Raw genomic sequence first — 19,862 nt, 5'->3', positions numbered from 1 at the left:
TTTCGTTTCGATGGGTGTATGCTCATGGCTATCGGTACGAAACCGTTTCGTTCCCGGTTTTGTGCTCCGCTAGTCTCCATGCGTCCGTACACCGGTGTGCCGAAGGGAGGGGCCGGGTGTCACCCGAGCAGGTCAAGGCCGACAGCGAGCGCCGCAGCAGGCTGACGTCCGAACGCACCGCCGAGGTGCTGGACGCGGTCGTCGACATCCTCCGCGAGGTCGGCTACGAGGCCCTCACGATGGACGCGGTCGCCGCCCGCGCCAAGTCCAGCAAGGCCACCCTCTACCGGCAGTGGCAGAACAAGACCAACCTCGTGATCGCCGCCATGCACCGGGCCAAGCCCGTCTCCCTGACGGTCGACACCGGAAGCCTGGTCGGCGACCTGCACGCCATCGCCCGCTCGCTCGCGCGGTTCGCGCAGCCGGACGGCGAACTGCTCACCGCCATGGGGCACGCCGTCATGAAGAACCCCGAACTCGGCGACGCGATGCGCGAACAGCTCATCAGGCCCGAGCGCGAGGCCTTCGAGGACCTCGTCCGCCGTGCCATCGACCGCGGCGAACTGGCCCACCGGCCCGCGGCCACCGAACACTGCGGGCCGATCCTCGTCCAGCAGGTCATCCACCGTCCGGTCTGCGAAGGCCATCCCGTGGACGAGGACTTCCTGATCTCCGTCGTCGACACCGTCATCCTGCCCGCGCTGCGCAACAGCTGACCGTCCCGGGCCCGCGGACCCCGTCCCGTCCGCGCCCGCCCGGCCCGATCCGGGAATCGGATCGCGGGACGCGCGGTTGAACCGCGCCGTTCCGACATCACCCGGCTGCCCGCCAGCCGGATTTCACCGCACCCACCACCGGGGGTACCGCCATGTCCCAAACCACACTCGACAAAAAGCCGCCGCTGTCCGGCGGCGCGCCGGAGGCCGACTCGCGCCGCTGGTGGGTGCTGGTCATCGTCTCGATCGCCCAGCTGATGGTCGTCCTCGACGCGACCATCGTCACCGTCGCCCTGCCCGACGCCCAGAAGGCGCTGGACATGTCCGACGCCAACAAGCAGTGGGTCGTCACCGCCTACGCGCTCGCGTTCGGCGCCCTGCTCCTCCTCGGCGGCCGCATCGCGGACTTCTGGGGTCGCAAGAAGGCGTTCGTCACCGGCATGATCGGCTTCGCCGCCGCGTCCGCGATAGGCGGCGCCGCCCAGAACGAGGCCATGCTGTTCGGCTCGCGCGCCCTCCAGGGCGTCTTCGCGGCACTGCTCGCTCCGGCCGCGCTCGCGGTGCTGACCGTCACCTTCACCGAAGGCAAGGAGCGCGCCAAGGCGTTCGCCGTCTACGGCGGCATCTCCGCGGGCGGCGCGGCCATCGGCCTGCTGCTCGGCGGCGTCCTGACCCAGTACGCGACGTGGCGCTGGTGCCTCTTGGTCAACGTCCCGATCGCGGTGATCGCGATCCTGGCCGCGATGCCGATGGTCAAGGAGAGCCGCGCCCAAGGCGACACCCGCTACGACATCCCCGGCGCCATCGCCGTCACCCTGGGCCTCGCCGCCCTCGTCTACGGCTTCACCCGCGCCGCCGAGGAAGGCTGGAGCGACGGCCTCACCGTGGCGATGCTGGTCGCGGGTGTGCTGCTGCTGATCGTCTTCGTCTTCATCGAGAAGCGCACCGAGCACGCGCTGCTGCCGCTGCGCATCGTCGCCGACCGCAACCGCGGCGGCTCGCTCCTGGTCATGCTGCTGGTCGGCGCCGCGTTCATCGGCTCGACGCTGTTCATGATCTATTACATGCGCGGCGTGCTGCACTACGGCGCGGTCAAGGCGGGCGCGGGCGCGCTCGGCATCACCGTCGGCGTGTTCATCACGGCCGGCGCCTCCGCGGCGCTGCTGCCGAAGATCGGCCCGCGCGTCCCGCTGTTCACCGGCGCCGTCCTGGCCGCGGTCGGCACCTTCTGGCTGACCTTCGTCACCGTCGAACCGCAGTACGCCACCCACGTGCTGCCCGGCATGGTCATCATCGGCCTGGGCCTCGGCCTGGTGTTCACCTCGGTCGCCAGCACCGCGCTGATCGGCATCGAGGAGCGCGACGCCGGTGCCGCGAGTGCCTCGATCAACGCCGTCCAGCAGGTCGGCGGCGCGCTCGGCACGGCGCTGCTCAACAGCTTCGCCACCACGGCCATCGCCGACTACATGGCCGACAAGAAGGCGCAGCTCGGCCCGGCCCTCGCCGACCCGGCGGTGCTCCAGAACACCGTGGCGCACGCGCAACTCGACGGCTACACCACGGCGTTCGCGTGGGCCTCGGCCATCATGGTGGTCGGCGCGGTGGTCAGCGCGATCTTCGTCAACGCCGGCAAGGACGCCCTGCCGTCGGGCGGCGGCCCGGCCGTGCACGTGGGCTGACCCGTCCGCACACCCTGAGCGCGGGCCGCACCGGATCTCCCTCCGGTGCGGCCCGCGCTTTCGTTCGGGCTCAGGCCCGGGCGTCCAGGCCCCTGCGGACCTCGGCGAGCATGCCCGGGGTGGCGGCTTCGATCATCGCCAGGACGTCCTCGAAGCCGTCGATCCCGCCGTAGTACGGGTCCGGGACGTCGAGGTCGCCGGCCTCCGCGTCGGGGTCGAACTCGCGCAGCAGCCGCACCTTCGCGCGCGACGCCTCGTCGGGGGCGCGGCGCCGCAGCTCGCGGAAGTGGTCCTCGTCGAGCGCTATGACGAGGTCGTAGGCCGGGAACCAGCGGGCGTCGAACGGCCGCGCCGCATGCCCTGTCTCGTACCCGAACTTGACCAGCGTCGCGTCGGTGCGCGGATCCGCCGGCTTGCCCCGGTGCCAGCCCTCGGTGCCCGAACTGTCCACCTCGACGGCACCGTCGAGCCCCTCGTCCTCGACGTGCCGCCGGAACACCCACTCGGCCATCGGGGAACGGCAGATGTTGCCGGTGCAGACGAACGTGATGCGGTACGGATCTCCCATGATCGGCAGAGTACGGGGTGCTCAGCTGAGCGAGAGCGTCAGCGTCGCGGTGTACGTCCCGGCGAGCGGGTAGGCGGGCGCGGCCAGCTTCACGTCGGCGTCGGCCTGGAAGGCGCCGCCGGTGACCTGGACGCCGGTCGCCGTCGGCTGCGCGCAGAGCGTCATGCCCGCGGCACCCCCGAAGTCCGCCTGCGCCCCCGCCTGCGGCCTGCTCGGCGAGTCCGGGTCGGTCACCGCGCAGCGCGGCGTCCACGAGAACGCGCGGCGCGGGATGAGGCCGCCCGTGTCGGACCGGAAGTCGGTGAGCTGGCCGGTCAGCGACCAGCCGAGGACCGAGCCGCGGAAGTCGGCCACGGAGACCGGGTTCAGCTTGCCGGTCATCGTCTGCGCGGTGCCGTTGATGGTGATGGGGGAGAGCGTGATGCCGGCGTCCGTCTGCGTCATCGACAGCGGGCCCGGGTGGACGGCCGCCTGGATCGTGATGTCGGTCAGCACCGGCCCGGTGCCGAACGCCGGGGGCACGTCCGCGGCGTCCGCCTCGCCGTGCATCGCCGCGCGGTCGTCCGCGAGCACCGCGCCCGTCGAGACGGCGGCGTCGGCAGCCGCGTCGAACGCCGACACATAGGCGGCGTGCGTCGGATACAGCGCGCGGAGGGTGTCGGCCGAGAGCGGCGTCGTGGTGCCGGTGAGGAAGCAGAAGTTGCCCGCCCCGGTGTTGCCGTCGCCCGTCAACGTCGCGGTGGGGACGTCGAGTTGCGGTGTGCGGATGCCCCCGAGGGCGTTGCCGTGGGCGTCGCGTGTGATGACGCCCGCGGCCGTCGTCGCGACCCGCGACATCGACGGCGGCGCGCCCGCACCGGCGACCCAGCCGTCCAACGCGCGCAACGCTGCCCGCATCACGTACCGCTGCGGGCCGTCGTTGACCGGCTTGACGCAGCCCAGCGCGCTCGCGCCCGCGAACGCGTCGGCGTGCGCGGTGCCGGGCATCTCCCACAGCCGGTACGACGCCGAGTCGTCCTGGCGCGCGGGGAGGTGGTACGGCACGTCCGTCTCCGACTCGGCGACCAGCACCGGCGCCGTCAGGTCGGTGCGGACGTGCGCGACCGGCACCACGTCCGTCAGCCCGGCGCCGAGCGGCGCCGCGCCGCCGAACCGGCTGTGGATCAGGAAGCCGTCGTACGCGCCCGCCAGCGGCTGGATCGCGTTGACGTACGTGGTCAGCCGGAACGCCGACTGCGACTCGCCGTCCGCGATCAGCCGCCGCGCGGCCGGGAACCCGGGGAGCAGGTCGCCCGCGCCGCCGGTCACGTGCAGCGCGCCGGCGACCTGCGTGAAGATGTCGTACGAGTAGGCGTCGCCGGGATGGTCCAACGCTGCGTAGCGGGCGGGGTTGTAGCCCTTCAGCGGCGGGATGCCGAGCGTGCCGTACGCGCCCGTCCCGGAGATGCCGGCCAGCTGCGCCGAGACGCCGACCCACGCGTACCCGCGCCGCAGCATCTCCTCGGCGTTGTAGAGGAAGTCCGGCGCGGTCTCGAACCCGGCGCTGACGTTCAGCCATTCGACGACCACCGTGCCGTTGAACCGCGCCGGATCACTCGGCGCGCGCACCAGCACGCGCGTCGTGTACGGCGCCGTCGCGTCGGGCGCCGCACCCCACACGCCGGAGGCGTCCCACGGACCCGTCGCCCGGTACGAAGTCGCCGTCCCGGAAAGGAAGTACTCGCGCTGGCTGTACCCGCGCGACGCCCCCGAGTCCGACACCGCGCCCCACGGCTCACCGGGACCCGTCACCGGCCCGCTGACCGTCGGCACGACCACGGACGGCACCGCATGCGCCGCCGGACCGAGCCCCACCGCGGCGACGAGCACCGCGACACAGGCCGACACAACCCCGAAGGTTCCCCCGCGTATACGTCCCACGACGGCGGACCGTAGGGCAGACCCCGCGCACTTACAAGAGCGTGCACGGGGTTCACATCCGATCGGTCAACGGCCGCTGATGGGGCGGCGCCGGCACGCAGTCACTCAAGGCCGATGTACACAGCGCGGACGATCACGATGATGCCTGTGTCGATCTCGTCGAGGTCGCGGTAGTCCTCTTGGTAGTAGACCAGGAGGTCGCCCTCCGCGAACGAAAGCAGCTTCGACACCCCTGGCGGTGGCTTCGGCAGCGTCGGGTACGCGACTTCCGCGGCGGCTGCCAGCCTGGCGGCGACCTCGTCGAGCCGGTCGGCCGCGGTCTTCGGCAGCCCTTCGACGACTAACTCATGGTTCGGTTCGAACTCCCAGACCCACCTGCTCAACGGCCCAGTACCTCGCGTTCGGCGGCGCGCAGCAGCTCACCGAGCGCGGCCGAGGCCGCCCGGGACGCTTCGCGGTTCGGCGCGGCCATGGACAGGTACTCAAGGTCGCGCCATCGCCGGGCGCGTTCCGGAATGCGATGGACGGCCACCCGGATGGACCAGTCCACCAGGAACGCCCGCATCGGCTGCGTGCTCGACGTCCGGTACGCGGCGTTCCATGCCTCGCGGTACTTCTGCTCGAAGAGCGCCGAGTCCTCAGGCGTCAGCCTGGCGACAGCCACCCGCAGGGCATCCGCGTCCATCGGAGGCTGCGGGATTATGGTCGCCCGACCTTCATCGAACGGCTGTGCGGTCATGGCTGCTCCTCCCTGAGCCTGGCGCTGCACGTGCAGGGGATCCGCCCCCACAGTATGCCGCTCGGCTCGTGCGCGGGCGGGCTCGTCAGTCCTCCAGCGCCTTCAGGATCCGCTTGTCGGAGACCGGGTACGGCGTGCCCAGCGACTGGGCGAAGTAGCTCACCCGCAACTCCTCGAGCATCCACCGGACTTGGCGGAGTTCGTCGGGGACCGGGCGGCCCTTGGGCAGGTTCGCCAGGCGGGCGTCGTAGGCCTCCTGGAGGTCGGCGACCTTCAGCATGCGGTGGCGGTCGGCGTGCGGGTCGTTCGGGAGCTTCGCCAGGCGGCGCTCCACACCGCGCAGGTAACGCAGCACGTCCGGCAGCCGGCGCCAGCCCGCCTCGGTGACGAACCCGCGGTGCACCAGAGCCGCCAACTGCGCGCGGACGTCGGTGAGCGCGGGGACCAGCGCGAGGCTCGTGGTGCCCTTCAGCTTGACCTCGAGGGCGTGGTGCACGGTCAGGATCCGCTCGACCTTGACCACCGTGTCCTCGGTGGTCGCCGGCAGGTCGGCGCGGACCTTCGCGAGCAGCTTCGCGAAGCCCTCGGCGTCCCACGCGGGGCCGCCCGCGTCCGCCATGATCTTGTCGACCGCGCACGAGACGCAGTCGTCGAACAGGTCGTTGATGTTCTTGTGCGGGTTGTGGCTGAGCGCCAGCTTCGCGCGGTTCGGCAGCCGCCCCGCGATCGCCTTCACCGGTGAGTTGACGCCCAGCGTCAGCAGCCGGCGCGTGCCGCGCCACATCGCGTCCTGCTGCTCGGCCTCCGTCTCGAAGACCCGCACCGCGACCGTGTCGCCCTCGTCCACCAGCGCCGGATAGCCCTTGACCGGATGGCCGTTCCGGGTGCTCTCGAAGGTGCGGCGCAGCGTGCCCAGGTCGCCCCACTCGGTCAGGCCCGCCCGTTCGACGGTGTCCGCCGCCCGCGACAGCGTCGCCTGCGACTTCGGCTTCAGCCGCAGCTTGAGCTCGGCGAGGTCCTTGCCCTCGGCGAGCATCTTCCCGCGCTCGTCCTCGACCCGGAACGTCATGCGCAGGTGGTCCGGTATCCGCGAGAAGTCCCAGCTCTCCGGCGGCACCGGGATCGCCTTCAGCCGCTGCAGCTCGCGGCCCAGTGCCGCCGCCAACGGCTCCTGACGCGGCGTCATGCGCGCCAGCGCGGCCCGCGCCACGTCCGGCGCCGGAATGAAGTTGCGGCGCAGTGTCTTCGGCAGCGACCGGATCAGCTCCGTCACCAACTCCTCGCGCAGGCCCGCGATCTGCCAGTCGAAGCCGTCCTGCACGACCTGGCCCAGCACCGCCAGCGGAATGTGCACCGTCACGCCGTCGGCCGCGTTGCCCGGCTCGAACTGGTAGGTCAGCGGCAGCTCCAGGCCGCCCTGACGCCACACGTCCGGATAGTCGGCCTCGTCGATGCCGCCCGCCCGCTCGTTGATGAGCATCGACTTCTCGAAGCTCAGCAGATCGGGCTGCGTCGCCCGGGCCTTCTTCCACCACGTGTCGAAGTGCCGCCCCGACACCACGTCCCGGCCGACGCGCTGGTCGTAGAAGTCGAACAGCGTCTCGTCGTCCACGAGGATGTCCCGGCGCCGCGCCCGGTGTTCGAGCTCCTCGACCTCCTCCAGGAGCGCGCGGTTCTCCTTCAGGAACTTGTGGTGCGTCCGCCAGTCGCCCTCCACCAGCGCGTGCCGGATGAACAGCTCGCGGGACAGCTCCGCGTCGATCTTCCCGTAGTTGACCTTGCGCTGCGCGACGATCGGCACGCCGTACAGCGTCACCTTCTCGAACGCCATCACCGCGCCCGCCCGCTGCTCCCAGTGCGGTTCGCTGTGCGAACGCTTCACCAGGTGCTCGGCCAGCGGCTCGATCCACTCCGGCTCGATGCGCGCGTTCACCCGCGCCCACAGCCGCGTCGTCTCGACCAGCTCCGCCGACATCACCCAGCGCGGCGACTTCTTGAACAGCGACGAACCGGGGAACACCGCGAACCGGGTGCCGCGCGCGCCGCCGTACTCGCGCTTCGCCGCGTCGTACAGGCCGATGTGGCTCAGCAGGCCCACCAGGATCGAGCTGTGGATGCGCTGCGCGTCGCCCGGCTGGTCGCCGATCGAGATGCCCATCTGCCGTACGGTCTGCCGCAGTTGGCTGTACACGTCCTGCCACTCGCGGATCCGCAGGTAGTTCAGGAACTCCTGCTTGCACATCCGCCGGAAGCCCGACGACGAACGCTCCTTCTGCTGCTCGCGCAGGTAGTCCCACAGCCGCAGGTACGTCAGGAAGTCCGAGCCGGCTTCCTTGTCGACGAACCGCGCGTGCTGCTGCTGCGCCTGCTCCTTCTTGTCCGCCGGCCGCTCGCGCGGATCCTGGATCGACAGCGCGGCGGCGATCACCATCACCTCGCGCACGCAGTTGTTGCGCTCCGCCTCCAGCACCATGCGCGCCATACGCGGGTCCACCGGCAGCTGCGCCAGCTTGCGGCCCACCGGCGTCAGTCGCTTGCGGACGTCCGTCTGCGCCGGGTCAATCGCGCCCAGCTCCTGCAACAGGTCGACGCCGTCCTTGATGTTGCGCCGGTCCGGCGGGTCGATGAACGGGAACGCGGCGATGTCGCCCAGGCCGATCGCCGTCATCTGCAGGATGACCGACGCCAGGTTCGTGCGCAGGATCTCCGGATCGGTGAACTCCGGGCGCGCGACGAAGTCCTCCTCGCTGTACAGCCGGATGCAGATGCCGTCCGACGTACGGCCGCACCGGCCCTTGCGCTGGTTCGCCGACGCCTGCGACACCGCCTCGATCGGCAGGCGCTGCACCTTCGTCCGGTGGCTGTACCGCGAGATGCGGGCGCTGCCGGGATCCACGACGTACTTGATGCCCGGAACCGTCAGCGACGTCTCCGCGACGTTCGTGGCCAGCACGACGCGGCGGGCGGAATGCTGCTGGAACACCCGGTGCTGCTCGGCCGACGAGAGGCGCGCGTACAGCGGCAGGATCTCGGTGTTCCGCAGGTTCCGCTTCGTCAGCGCCTCGGCGGTGTCGCGGATCTCCCGCTCACCCGACAGGAACACCAGGATGTCGCCCGGGCCCTCGGCCTGCAGCTCGTCGACCGCGTCCAGGATGCCCTGCACCTGGTCGCGGTCCTCGTTCCCGTCCTCCTCGTGCGCGTCGTCCGCGACCAGCGGGCGGTAGCGCACCTCGACGGGATACGTGCGGCCCGACACCTCGATGATCGGCGCGTCCCCGAAATGCCGCGAGAACCGCTCGGGGTCGATCGTCGCCGACGTGATCACGACCTTGAGGTCGGGACGCCGCGGCAGCAGCTGCTTCAGATAGCCCAGGATGAAGTCGATGTTGAGGCTGCGCTCGTGCGCCTCGTCGATGATCAGCGTGTCGTACTGCAGCAGCTCGCGGTCGTTCTGCAGCTCGGCGAGCAGGATGCCGTCGGTCATCAGCTTGACCAGCGACTCGTCCGACACCTGGTCGTTGAACCGCACCTTGTACCCGACCGTCGACCCGAGCGGCGTCTTCAGCTCCTCGGCGATCCGGTCCGCGACCGTCCGCGCGGCCAGCCTGCGCGGCTGCGTGTGCCCGACGAGGCCGCGCACCCCCCGGCCCAGCTCGAGGCAGATCTTCGGCAGCTGCGTCGTCTTCCCCGACCCGGTCTCACCCGCGACGATCACCACCTGGTGGTCGCGGATCGCGGCCAGGATGTCGTCCTTCTTCTGCGACACCGGCAACTGCTCGGGATACGTGATCGCCGGCCGGGCCTCGACCCGCAGCTGCGCCTTCAGCTCGGCGCTCTCCACCTCCCCGGCCAGCTCGACGGCGATGGCGGCCCGTGCTTCGGGGTCGCGAACCCGGCGTGCCCCGTCGATCCGCCGCGCCAACCGACGCTCGTCACGCAGGGTCACACCGGTCAGACGAGCCCGCAGATCAGCGAGCGGAGCGGAGGCAGGCGGCGTATCCATACGGTCACCAGGATAGGCATGGGCACGCCGCACCGAGCCACCGGTTATTGCTCCGGCGCGATGATCGTCTCGATGTCGCAGCGCGCGACGCCGGCGCGCTCGATACGCGCGTCCGTCGTGACGAGGGGCACGTTGTACGCCTCGGCCAATGCGACGTACACCGCGTCGTAGGTCGACAGGTTCGCGGACAGTTCGCGGACCCGGCCCACAAACGGCATGTGCTCCATGCGCCGGATCGGGAGAGCCGCGTATGCCTGGAGTGCCGCTTCCAGGGCCGGCTGCGTCAGTTTGGGCACCCCGCCCCGGACTCCGCGGGCCATGCCGAGTAAGGCCGACATCACCTCGACATCCAATAAATGAGGCGCGAGGAGCATGTCGGCCTTGGCCAACCGGCTGCGAACCGAAGCCCCTACCGCACCTGCGTCGGTGTACATCTGGACGAGCGCGCTGCAGTCGATGACGATCATCGGCCCCTCCGCCCCTCGTCGATGGCGGCGAGAACGTCGTCGTTCGTGATCGGGCCGCTCGAGGCGTTCAGCCTGGCGATATCCGCAGCGCGTGCAGCGGCTTCTTCGAGCGTCGGGAGCGCGGCCTCGCGCTCTATCAAGTCGCGCATGTACGCCTGCAGCGACTGGCGGGCCTGGGCGGCCCGGACTTTGAGGACCGTCAGCGTCTCCTCGGAGACGTCGCGGATGTAAACGGTTGTCATGCAAGCATGATAGTAGCGTTGCTAGCGATTTGCTAGCAGACTCAAGGCCGCAAGACCGTCGGGGAGAGGGCGTACCGCACCATCATCTTCGGCTGCCCCGTGCCGTCGGCGTTTACCGCCCAGACGTCGGCGCGGAGGTCGCCGGGGAGGGTGTAGAGGACGGTGGTGTTGTCGAGCCATTCGGCCTGGTCGTCGAGGGTGCGGGTTTCCGAGGTCGGGGTTTCGGTGCCGGTGCGGAGGTCGAGGGTGAAGAGCTTCCACGGGCGGGACGGGTCCGTGCCGGCGATGCGTTTCTTGTAGGCGATGTGGGTGCCGTCCGGGGAGAGGGAGGGGCATTCCACGTTGTCGTGGATCGTGCGCAGGGTCTTCGCGGCGAGGTCGCCTTCGGCGAGGTAGCGGTGGCCGTCGGTGGAGACGGTCGCGTAGAAGCGGTTCTCGTCGGCGGCGAAGGTCACGCCCCACACGTTGATGTCCGCGGCGGTGTACGGCTTGCCGTCCCGGATGACGGTGAAGGTCTCGAGGTTGTCGTACAGCGTGCCGCTGCGCCGGTCGAGGATCGAGGTGCGGGTCGAGAAGTCGAGGCCCGCGTAGGACTCGCCGCCGACGAACACGGTCCAGGCGACGAGGTTGCCGCCGGGGGAGACGCGGGCGCGGGACGGCGTGCCCGCGGTCTCGTGCGAGTCGACGGGCAGGAGCCGGTTGTCGAGGACGACCGCGTTGTAGGTGTGCAGGGCGGCGTTGGCCAGCTTGAGGCACACGCCGGTGCCGTGGGCCGCGTGGAAGACGAGGCAGGACGTCGGGGAGATCCGCCGGTCGTCGGCCCCGTCGTCCTTGCCGGTGCGGGCGAGGTCGACGGCCGCGAGGTGGTCGCGTCCGGTGCCCGCGGCGGTGGTGCGGAACAGGATGCGCCCGGGCTGGTCGAGCGTGACCTCGGTGATGTCCTGGCTGGGCCCCCCGTCGGAGCGCCCCGCGGCGCGGATCGTGTAGACGACGGCGACCGCCGCGAGGAGTGCGGTGACGATGACGAGGACGAGGGTTCGGGTGGTGCGGGTCATCGTGCGGGCTCCCGGGGGGACGTGTCGTAGCGGTGGGCGGTGAGGGCCGCCGCGGCGCCGGCCGCGGCGAGGGTGACGGCGGCGGCGACGAGGGCTTGGTGGGGGCCCCAGGCGGTCCAGGCGGCGCCGAAGGCGACCGCGCCGAGGGCGCGTCCGGCGGCTTGGCCGGTCTGGACGAGGGCGAGTGATCCGCCGCGCAGCCGCGCCGGGGCGAGCGGTGCCGCGACGGCCATGAGGACGCCGTCGGTGGCGGCGTAGAACACGCCGAGGAGGAGCAGGGGGAGGGCGACGGCGGCGGCGCGCGGGAGCGGGGTGAGCAGGGTGAGGTAGCAGGCGAGGAGCACGCCGTGGCCGAGGAGGAAGACGCGGAGCCGTCCGACGCGGTCGGCGAGCAGCCCGACGGGCACGGCGAGCAGGAGGAACCCGAGCGCGGTGCCGAACGGCAGCAGGGGGAACAGGTGCGGCCGCAGGTCGACGCGCCGCTGGAGGAGCAGGTAGACCATGCCGTCGCCGATGGTCGCGGCGCCGAGGACGAGCGCGTAGGCGCACACCCGCGCGAAGCCGGGCACGCGCAGTACGGCGACGGCCTCGCGCAGCCGCGGGCGGCCCGTCGCGGCCTTGGCCTCGGGCGCGGCCGGGGCTTCGCGGACGTACAGCACCAGCAGCAGCACCGCGAAAGCGGCGAAGCAGAAGCTGACCACGAACACCGCGTCGTACGCCTGCGCCGTGAACCACAGCACGGCCATCGCCGCGAACGGCCCGAGCAGCGCCCCGGTGGTGTCGAACGCCCGGTGCACGCCGAAGGCCCGGCCCTGCTGGTCGGCCGGGCTGGAGAGCGAGATCAGCGCGTCGCGCGGCGCGGTCCGGATGCCCTTGCCCATCCGGTCGGCGGTGATGACGGCGCCGATGCCGGGCACCGAACTGACGGCCGGCAGCGCGAGTTTGCACGCCGCGGACAGCCCGTAGCCGAGTCCCGCGACGGGTTTGTGGCGGCGGGTGCGGTCGGCGATGTGGCCGCCGGCGACGCGCAGGAACGCGGTGGCGCCGTTGTAGAGGCCGTCGAGCATGCCGAAGGCGAGCGGCGACAGGCCGAGGCCGAGGACGAGGTACACGGGCAGGATCGCGGTGACCATCTCCGACGAGATGTCGGTCACCAGGGAGACGAGCCCGAGGGCGATGACGTTGGGCGCGACGACGCGCGCGACGCGGGAGGCGCGGGCGGGCGGCGTGGCGGCCTGCGGCACACGCCCGTCGCGTGCCGGGCGTACGCCGGTCGTCACGTCGCCGCTGCGGCTGGAGGACAGGTACACGGTGCGCTCCTGGACCGTCCGTGGCGGGCCGGACCGGCGTGCCGGGCCGTTCGTGGGAACGGGCCCGGCACGCCGGCCGGTGTCAGTGCCGGGGGTGGCGGGGTTCGGCCGGGGCCGGGCCCGAGGGCCCGGTCACGGTCAGAACCACGTCACCGTCCAGGTGAACGACGTGCTTCCGGTCGCGCCCGCGCTGTCCTTCGCGGTGACCGTCACGGAGGCGGTCCCGACGCCCCACGCGTTGCCGGTGATCTGGCAGTTGAACGGGTTGAGGAACAGCCCGGAGGGCAGCCCCGTCGCCGAGCACGTGTACGGCGCGGTGCCGCCGGACGCGTTGATCTGCAGGCTCACCTTCTGGTTGAACTTGCTGCTCTGGTTGCCGGGGTTGGCCACCTTGACGCCGCCGGGCGGAGTCACGTCGGTGACCGTCCAGGTGAACGCGGCGTTGGCGCTGCCGGCCGCGTTCGTCGCCGTGACCGTCACGTTCGACGTCCCGGCGGTCGTCGGGCTACCGGTGACCAGGCACCCGGAGCTGATCGACAGCCCGGCGGGCAGGCCGCTCGCCGAGCAGGTGGGCGCGGGGTTGCCGGTGGTCTGCACCTGCAGGTTCACCGACGCGCCCTTGGCGGTGGTCTGGTTGCCCGGGTTGGTCACGGTCGGCGCGGTGTTGCCGCCGCTGGGGTTGACCGTCCAGGAGAAGCCGACCGCGGCGGACGTCTGGTTCGCGGCGTCCTTGGCGGTCACCGTGACGTTCGACGTGCCCTGCGTGGTCGGCGTGCCCTGCACCGTGCAGCCGTTCGACGGGTTGGACAGCCCGGCCGGCAGGCCGCTGAACGTGCACGTGTACGGCGCGGTGCCGCCGCTGACCGACAGCGGCACGTTGACCGCCTGGCCGACGACGGACGCCTGCGGTCCCGGGTTGGCGATGACCGGCGTCGTCGGCGTCGAGGTGTTCCACACCTCGGTGATCGCCGGGACGCTGGACGACTGCCCCGCGGTGCGCAGGCCGTACATGTCCTCGAGGGTGCGCATCGTGTTGTAGTGGTTGTAGTTGGTGCCGTACGTGCCCGGCTTGACGTTCGCGCCGTAGAAGACCGTGGCGATCTGGTTCTGCGAGCGGAACGCGTCCTCGTCCCAGGTGACGATCAGCAGGCTGTTGTGCGTCTTGGCCCACTGCGCGTAGCCGTCGAGGTTGTTCTTGGTCCAGGTGTCACCCGTGGTGGTGCACCCGGGGTCGTGCATGTCGTCGCACAGGTTCGGCACGACGAAGGACACGGTGGGCAGCTGGGTGTAGTCGGTGGGGAAGGCGGACATCTTGTGCGCCGTGCTGATCGGCACGTTGCTGAACGCCATCCACGGGTTGTGCTTGCGCGCGTACTTCGCCGTGGTGCAGGTGGCCTGGTTGCCGTCCCAGTCCTCGTTGTAACTGCCGAACGTCTTGCCGGCGTCGAGCAGCTGCTTGCCGAGGTTGTCGGCGCTGAACGGCTGGCCGGGTTCGGGGCACGAGTCCGACGTGGCGCCCTGGGTGGCGCCCGAGAACATCGCGAAGTAGTTGCCCTGGCTCGGGTGCGACTCGCCGTGGAAGTTGGTGAACGAGGCACCGCCGTTGATGAGCGTGTTGATGTACGGGAGCGAGGAACTCCCGACCACGTCCTCGTAGTTGGTGTTCTCGTGCACGACGATGACCACGTGGTCGAACGTCGGGATGGTGGCGGCGGCGGCCGGACTGGCCGTCATCGCCACGATGCCGGCCGTGGCGACCGCGGCGGTACCGGCACAGAGTGCCGCCACCTTCGCGGACCACGACCGGCGTGCGCGTGTGAGCACGGGATGCCTCCTTGGAGTGAGCGGGTGCACTGCGAACGGGCATTGGTTCGTTGCTCGCGCGCGCCGGACGGAGGCTGCGCCGGGGCGTGGCGGAGGGATGGCCAGCACCGGGGGCATGGTGCGGCAGCCGTCCGGACCGGTCAACGACCGGAATCCGGGGTGCCGCCGCGAGGCACCGAACACACCGCTCTGACCTGCGGGTTCGCGGAGGGGAACACCGCATTCCGACCCAGACGTCATGCACCGATGCCGAATCGGTCCGGGTCGTGGGCGGATTCGGACCGGAAGCGGTCGGGCCTGGGCCGATGTACTGCCGTCATGGATCGATGAGCGACCGGTATTGGACCGGGCGGAGCGCCCGCTCATCTCCTTGGACGCATGGACCGACACGGAAGACTCCGACCCGGGCACGGCGGCCGGGCCGGCCGGACCGCCGTCCGGATCATCCCCGCCATGGTCGTCGCCGCGCTGTGCGCCGCGACCCTGGGGGCGGGCACGGCGCACGCCGCCGACCCGCCCTCAACCGTCTGCAACATCGGAGACTCGCGCATCGGCGAGTCGAGCGGCCTCGCGGTGAGCGTCAAGCACCCCGGGGTCCTGTACACGCAGAACGACAGCGGCAATACGCCCGACATCTTCGCCGTCGACGCGGCGACGTGTCAGACGCGCGCGGTGCTGCGCGTCGCGGGCGCCACCAACACCGACTGGGAAGCCATCGCGATGGGCAAGGACGAGCAGGGCCGCCCGGCCCTCTACGTCGGCGACATCGGCGACAACCTCTCCTCGCGCGGCGACCTGAAGATCTACCGCTTCGTCGAACCCGACACGCTCGCCGACGGGAACGTGACGCCGACCGTGTACTCGGTCGCCTACGCCGACGGCAAGCACGACGCTGAGACGATGATGATCGACCCGCGCGACAACCGGGTCTACATCGCGTCGAAGATCCTGTTCGGCACCGGCAGCAGCTCGGTGTACCAGGGCCCGGCGGCGCTCTCGACGTCCGGCACCAACACGTTCACCCGCGTCGGCGCGTCGGCGCTGACCGGCACGGACGGCGCGTTCGCGCCCGACGGCAGGTCGTTCACCGTCCGCGACTACAACAACGCGTACGTCTACACCGCGCCCGGCACGCTGCTCACGCAGTTCGCGCTGCCGAGCGTGTCGCAGGGCGAGTCGCTGACCTACACGGCGGACGGCAAGGCGCTGCTCGTCGGCTCGGAAGGCGCCAACAGCCCGCTGTGGAAGGTCCCGCTGCCCCCCGAGGCGATCCCACCCGGTGGTGGTGGCGCGCCGACGGTGGCCAACCCCGGCGCGCAGACGTCGCCGGTCGGGCAGCCGGTGAGTCTGCAGCTCCAGGTGACCGGCAGTCCGGCGCCGACCTGTACCGCGAGCGGGCTGCCGGCCGGGTTGTCGGTCAGTCCGGGGTGCCTGGTGTCGGGGACGCCGACGACCGCCGGGACGTCGACCGTCATGGTGACGGCGACCAACTCCGCGGGCAGCGCCAGTTCGTCGTTCACGTGGACGATCGGGCAGGGCGGTCCGGGCGGCGGCCAGGTCTCGGTCGTCAACCCGGGCAACCAGAGCAGCAGGTTCAACCAGAAGGTGAGCCTGAAGATCAGCGCGACGCCGAGCCAGTCGGGCGCGACGCTGACGTACGCGGCGAGCGGGCTGCCGTTCGGGCTGTCCCTCAACTCCTCGACGGGGCAGATCACCGGCACCGCGTGGGGTGTGGGGACGGCGCAGGTGACCGTCACCGTGACGGACAGCGCGGGCAAGTCGGGCACGGCGTCGTTCACATGGGCCGTGACCTGGTTCTGAGCCCTCGACGGCACCGGCCTCCTGAACCTGTAGGGCCGACCGTGTGTCGGCACACGGAACGGGACATGACAACCGTGCAGATGTGATGACCGTTCACATACGCTGGAGTACGGTGCGAACGTGACTCTCCAACAACTGCGTTACCTGATCGCCGTTGTCGAGCACGGGAGCATGACCGCGGCGGCGCACGCGTTATATGTGGTGCAGCCTGCGCTGTCGCGGTCGCTCCAGTCCCTGGAACGCGAGCTGAAGATCGAGCTGTTCGTCCGCTCGGGACGCGGCATGGTGCTCACCCCCGAGGGCGTGCGCGTCGTCCACCTGGCCAAGAAGGTGCTGGCCGGAATCCGCACCATCGAGGACACCGTCCGCACCCAGGGCACCGCCGAGCCCGTCCTGCTGCGGCTCGGCTCGACCCAGACGCTCGCGATCGAGTTCATCAGCAACCTGCTGCCGGCCTTCAACCGGCAGCGCCCGGACATCAACGTGTCCGTCGAGTGCTACGACAGCCGCGACAGCCTGTTCGCGGGGCTCCGCAAGGGCCAGGCCGACCTCGTCCTCGCCGACCTCCCCGTGCCGGGCGACCTGCGCGTCCACGCCGTCCGGCACCACGAGGTCGTGCTGGTCTCGCCGCAGGACGTCCACCTGCCCGACCCGGTGCCGTGGGCCGCGCTCGACGGCCTGCCGATGATCCTGCCGAGCTCCCACGCGGCCCGCCGCCGCGACTTCGAAATGCTTTTCGCCACCCGCGGCATCCGCCCCGAGGTCGCCATGGAGACCGACGAACGCGGCGCGTGGCTCGCCTGCGTGGCGGCCGGCATCGGATCGGTGCTGTGGTACGCCGAACTGGCCACGCGGTTCTCGTCGGCCGTCACCGTACGGTCGTTCACGCCGCCGATGGAGCGCACCATCGGCTTCGCGTGGCTGCGCAAGCCGATCAGCCCGCAGGTGGGCGCGCTGTGCGCGTTCGCGCGGGCGAAGTCGGGGGTGGAGGAGACGGAGTACACGTGAGGCGACGGGCCTACGCCTCCGGGCCCGACCCCCGCCCCGGTGCGCGCTTGCGCCACCACCACAGGACCGCCCCGGTCACGACCACCGCCACGACGGCCACGGTGACCACGAGCGCGGCCGAATTGTTGGCGGTGTGCCTGGACTTCGTCTCCGAGGTCGCGGTCGCGGTGGGCGTCTGCGCCGACGCGGGCGATCCCGGAGCCGGACCCGGCGGTGTCACCGCTGCGGTCGGCGGCGTCGGGGCCGGGGCGGCGGACGGCGCGGCCGGCGGCATCGGGGTCGCGCCCGGCAGGGCCGGCTGGAGCCGCAGCGTCGGCGCGGGCTTTCCGGTCGTGTCGCCGTGGTCCGCCCCGGCGCCGGGTGCGTCGATCCACCGGTCGACACGGCCGTCCGCGTACGCCTGCAGCGTCTTGAACGTGAGCGACGAAGCGTCCGGCAGCTGCCGCACCTTCACCTGGTACGACGCGTCCGTGCCGACCTTGAGCGCGGGCCCGCCGACCGTGTACCCGCCGGTGCTCGGCGCGAGTGCCCAGCCCTCAGGGCCGGTCAGATAGGTGACGTCCGACGGCGCGATGCCCTGCGGCAACTCGACGCGCAACGCCACGATGCCCGTGCTCGTCGACTCGGCCTCCGCCCCGAACGTCAGCGTGACGTCGGTCGCAAGGGCGTGCGAGTCCGAGGCCGACACCTCGTTGTGCGCATACGCAGGACCGGCCAGGGCAAGCACGAGCGCCCCGGCGGCGAGCCCCGCGACCCCGAGGCGGCTGACGGCTGACGAGCGGAAACGGTGCGACATAAGCCGCATCCTCGCGCAGATGGGGCGAGCGCAGCCAACACCGCGGACCGTACGCGCAAGGAATGTCGCGAGGAGCCCCGCGCGCGGCGAGCCCCGCGCGCGGCGACGGTGTGCACGGCGCGCTGCGGGCGGCATCGATGCGCGCAGGGCGTGCGCCGACCGGACGTGGCTGGTGGATCGCTTCGGGTCGTCCCGTGTCGTGGGGTGAGCGCTCGTGCCACGTCCGAAGTGACCCGCCAGACGCGCCGGACCCGGCAGGCCTGACCGGGACGGCGCCAGACGCGCCGGACCCGGTAGGCCGATCGGGACGGCGACAGACCCGCCGGACCCGGCAGGCCTGACCGGGACGGCGACAGACCCGCCGGACCCGGCAGGCCCGATCGGGACGGCGACAGACCCGCCGGACCCGGCAGGCCCGATCGGGACGGCGACAGGCCGACCTGGTCCACGGCTCCGTCTGGCGTCCTGCACGTGGGCGCCCTCCGTCGGCGCCCACGTGCTACCGGGTCAGGCCTGCCGCGTCCCGGGTCAGTCTTCCTCGGCCGGCCCTGCCGCTGCGCCGCCGGTGCCGGTCAGGAACCTCGGGGTGAGCCGGCCGCGTTGGCGGAACGCCGCGACGACGTTCGACCTGACCTCGGCCAGCAGCGGGCCCGGTACGAACGCGACGACCGCCGAGCCCGTCGTGCCGCCGGCCAGGCGGGCGCCGAGGGCGCCGCCGCGTTTGGCGGCGTCGACGGTGGTGTCCGCCTCGGCCCAGCCCGTGCCGTACCCCGGCACGCGGGACAGCTGCGAGGCGGTCAGCAGGCTGAGCGCGCGGGGGAGTTCGCGTTCGCGGAGGAACATCTCCATGCGCTGCGCCCGCTCCGCCTCGTCGCGTGCGCCGCGCAGCGACTCGACGACCGAGGCCATCGGCGTGTGCGTGGTGCCGCGATCGCGTGGGATGACCAGCATGAGGCGGAGCCCCTCGGCGGCCAGCTCGAACGGGAGTTCGCCGGTTGGTCCGGACGGGCCCATGATCAGCGCGCGCTCCTCGCCGCCGTACAGCGACGCCGTGCGCAGCGCGTCCGCGTCGGCCGTGTCGCCGGGCGGCGGCACGACGTTGCGCAGCAGGGCGTCGAGCGCGGCGGTCGGCACCTCCGGGCCGTGGAACGTGGTCCAGGCGAGCGCCGCCGCGCACGCCATCGGCACGGACGGCGCGAGCCCCGCGGCCTCCGGCAGGTCCGCGTGCAGCAGCAGGTCGAGTCCCGCGCCCGGGCCCGCCGTACGGCCGAGCGCGTGCGCGACGGCGGCGATCGGCTCGGCCCAGGCCGGGACGTTCCCCGGCCGCCCGACCGGCACCTCGACGGCGTCCCCCGGCCGGTTCAGCGACCCGACCCGCAGCATCCCGTCGGCGCGCGGCGCGGCCGCCGTGACGACCTGCCAGCCCGCCGCCGTGACGATGCCGCTCCGCCCCGGGATCCCGGCGAGGCGGAACGCGTAGGGCGCCCTCCACACACCGGCGGGCGCATAGCCGTACGCCTGCGCGAACGAGTACGGCACCACGCGCAGTACGGGCGCCGCGTCGCGTTGCTCCATGAGTGACACGGGCTGGTCCTCTCTGTCTGCGGCGTGCTTCGCGCCGCCGGCACCCGATGCGGCGCCGGGCACGCCGGTTTCCACCGCCGGCGCCCGCGTCGCCGCCGACGCCCGGCGCGCCGAGGGCCCGGAGGCGCGC

16 protein-coding genes are annotated in these 19,862 nt (G+C 71.8%); 4 read left to right on the top strand and 12 right to left on the bottom strand.

Going from position 1 to position 19,862, the window contains the following annotated elements:
* The first annotated feature begins 116 nt into the window (after window positions 1-116).
* Together QI554_RS39350 and QI554_RS39345 are read left to right on the top strand one after the other, a co-directional pair.
* The gene (locus QI554_RS39350) at window positions 117-716 is read left to right on the top strand and encodes a TetR/AcrR family transcriptional regulator (RefSeq protein ID WP_281469856.1); all 600 of its coding nucleotides are present in this window, start codon (window positions 117-119) and stop codon (window positions 714-716) included.
* 152 nt (window positions 717-868) lie between these two features.
* A complete protein-coding gene (locus QI554_RS39345; RefSeq protein WP_281469854.1) occupies window positions 869-2,395 on the top strand; it encodes an MFS transporter in 1,527 nt (508 codons plus the stop codon).
* Window positions 2,396-2,465: 70 nt separating this feature from the next.
* On the opposite strand, the gene QI554_RS39340 is transcribed toward QI554_RS39345, so the two are convergent.
* The 10 genes from QI554_RS39340 to QI554_RS39295 all read right to left on the bottom strand — a co-directional run bounded on the left by QI554_RS39340 (window position 2,466) and on the right by QI554_RS39295 (window position 14,523).
* The gene (locus QI554_RS39340; protein WP_281469852.1) at window positions 2,466-2,963 is read right to left on the bottom strand and encodes a low molecular weight protein-tyrosine-phosphatase; all 498 of its coding nucleotides are present in this window, start codon (window positions 2,961-2,963) and stop codon (window positions 2,466-2,468) included.
* A gap of 21 nt (window positions 2,964-2,984) precedes the next feature.
* On the bottom strand, window positions 2,985-4,850 hold the full coding sequence (locus QI554_RS39335) for an alpha/beta hydrolase domain-containing protein (protein WP_281469850.1): 1,866 nt from the start codon (window positions 4,848-4,850) through the stop codon (window positions 2,985-2,987).
* Window positions 4,851-4,984: 134 nt separating this feature from the next.
* A complete protein-coding gene (locus QI554_RS39330; protein WP_281469848.1) occupies window positions 4,985-5,266 on the bottom strand; it encodes a hypothetical protein in 282 nt (93 codons plus the stop codon).
* Entirely contained in the window at window positions 5,263-5,622 is a 360-nt protein-coding gene (locus QI554_RS39325; protein WP_281469846.1) for a hypothetical protein, read from the bottom strand. Before QI554_RS39325 ends, QI554_RS39330 begins: the two co-directional genes overlap by 4 nt.
* Before the next feature lie 85 nt (window positions 5,623-5,707).
* Window positions 5,708-9,625, bottom strand: a complete 3,918-nt coding sequence (gene hrpA, locus QI554_RS39320) for an ATP-dependent RNA helicase HrpA (protein WP_281469844.1) — start codon at window positions 9,623-9,625, stop codon at window positions 5,708-5,710.
* 44 nt (window positions 9,626-9,669) lie between these two features.
* Window positions 9,670-10,092, bottom strand: coding sequence for a type II toxin-antitoxin system VapC family toxin (locus tag QI554_RS39315; protein ID WP_281469842.1), 423 nt, complete (start codon window positions 10,090-10,092; stop codon window positions 9,670-9,672).
* A complete protein-coding gene (locus QI554_RS39310) occupies window positions 10,089-10,334 on the bottom strand; it encodes a FitA-like ribbon-helix-helix domain-containing protein (RefSeq protein ID WP_281469841.1) in 246 nt (81 codons plus the stop codon). The genes QI554_RS39315 and QI554_RS39310 overlap by 4 nt, the downstream gene beginning before the upstream one ends.
* Window positions 10,335-10,375: 41 nt before the next feature.
* On the bottom strand, window positions 10,376-11,389 hold the full coding sequence (locus QI554_RS39305) for a TolB family protein (protein WP_281469839.1): 1,014 nt from the start codon (window positions 11,387-11,389) through the stop codon (window positions 10,376-10,378).
* Window positions 11,386-12,699, bottom strand: a complete 1,314-nt coding sequence (locus tag QI554_RS39300) for an MFS transporter (RefSeq protein ID WP_281469837.1) — start codon at window positions 12,697-12,699, stop codon at window positions 11,386-11,388. The genes QI554_RS39305 and QI554_RS39300 overlap by 4 nt, the downstream gene beginning before the upstream one ends.
* A gap of 138 nt (window positions 12,700-12,837) precedes the next feature.
* Complete coding sequence (locus tag QI554_RS39295; protein ID WP_281469835.1) at window positions 12,838-14,523, bottom strand: putative Ig domain-containing protein; 1,686 nt, start codon at window positions 14,521-14,523, stop codon at window positions 12,838-12,840.
* 378 nt (window positions 14,524-14,901) lie between these two features.
* On the opposite strand from QI554_RS39295, the gene QI554_RS39290 reads away from it, so the two are divergent.
* Together QI554_RS39290 and QI554_RS39285 are read left to right on the top strand one after the other, a co-directional pair.
* The gene (locus tag QI554_RS39290) at window positions 14,902-16,344 is read left to right on the top strand and encodes a putative Ig domain-containing protein (protein ID WP_281469833.1); all 1,443 of its coding nucleotides are present in this window, start codon (window positions 14,902-14,904) and stop codon (window positions 16,342-16,344) included.
* A 120-nt stretch (window positions 16,345-16,464) separates the two neighbouring features.
* Window positions 16,465-17,352 carry a LysR family transcriptional regulator gene (locus QI554_RS39285; RefSeq protein ID WP_281469831.1) on the top strand — a complete coding sequence of 296 codons (888 nt, stop codon included), beginning with the start codon at window positions 16,465-16,467 and terminating at the stop codon, window positions 17,350-17,352.
* Between the two features lie 10 nt (window positions 17,353-17,362).
* Here the strand turns inward: QI554_RS39285 and QI554_RS39280 are convergent, their stop codons facing one another.
* Both QI554_RS39280 and QI554_RS39275 read right to left on the bottom strand, forming a co-directional pair.
* Window positions 17,363-18,148, bottom strand: coding sequence for a DUF1775 domain-containing protein (locus tag QI554_RS39280; RefSeq protein ID WP_281469829.1), 786 nt, complete (start codon window positions 18,146-18,148; stop codon window positions 17,363-17,365).
* Window positions 18,149-18,676: 528 nt separating this feature from the next.
* Window positions 18,677-19,732, bottom strand: a complete 1,056-nt coding sequence (locus tag QI554_RS39275; RefSeq protein WP_281469827.1) for a hypothetical protein — start codon at window positions 19,730-19,732, stop codon at window positions 18,677-18,679.
* Window positions 19,733-19,862 lie beyond the last annotated feature (130 nt).

This window comes from Yinghuangia seranimata (assembly GCF_029953285.1).
GTDB classification, from domain to species: domain Bacteria; phylum Actinomycetota; class Actinomycetes; order Streptomycetales; family Streptomycetaceae; genus Yinghuangia; species Yinghuangia seranimata.
This window is presented reverse-complemented; position numbering and strand designations above follow the sequence as displayed.

Bases quoted from the DNA above. Each gene is read 5' to 3' on its own strand.
- QI554_RS39305 (WP_281469839.1), bottom strand. From the start codon at position 11,389: ATGACCCGCACCACCCGAACCCTCGTCCTCGTCATCGTCACCGCACTC.
- QI554_RS39310 (WP_281469841.1), bottom strand. From the start codon at position 10,334: ATGACAACCGTTTACATCCGCGACGTCTCCGAGGAGACGCTGACGGTC.
- QI554_RS39345 (WP_281469854.1), top strand. From the start codon at position 869: ATGTCCCAAACCACACTCGACAAAAAGCCGCCGCTGTCCGGCGGCGCG.
- QI554_RS39340 (WP_281469852.1), bottom strand. From the start codon at position 2,963: ATGGGAGATCCGTACCGCATCACGTTCGTCTGCACCGGCAACATCTGC.
- QI554_RS39325 (WP_281469846.1), bottom strand. From the start codon at position 5,622: ATGACCGCACAGCCGTTCGATGAAGGTCGGGCGACCATAATCCCGCAG.
- QI554_RS39315 (WP_281469842.1), bottom strand. From the start codon at position 10,092: ATGATCGTCATCGACTGCAGCGCGCTCGTCCAGATGTACACCGACGCA.
- hrpA (WP_281469844.1), bottom strand. From the start codon at position 9,625: ATGGATACGCCGCCTGCCTCCGCTCCGCTCGCTGATCTGCGGGCTCGT.
- QI554_RS39280 (WP_281469829.1), bottom strand. From the start codon at position 18,148: ATGTCGCACCGTTTCCGCTCGTCAGCCGTCAGCCGCCTCGGGGTCGCG.
- QI554_RS39290 (WP_281469833.1), top strand. From the start codon at position 14,902: ATGGACCGACACGGAAGACTCCGACCCGGGCACGGCGGCCGGGCCGGC.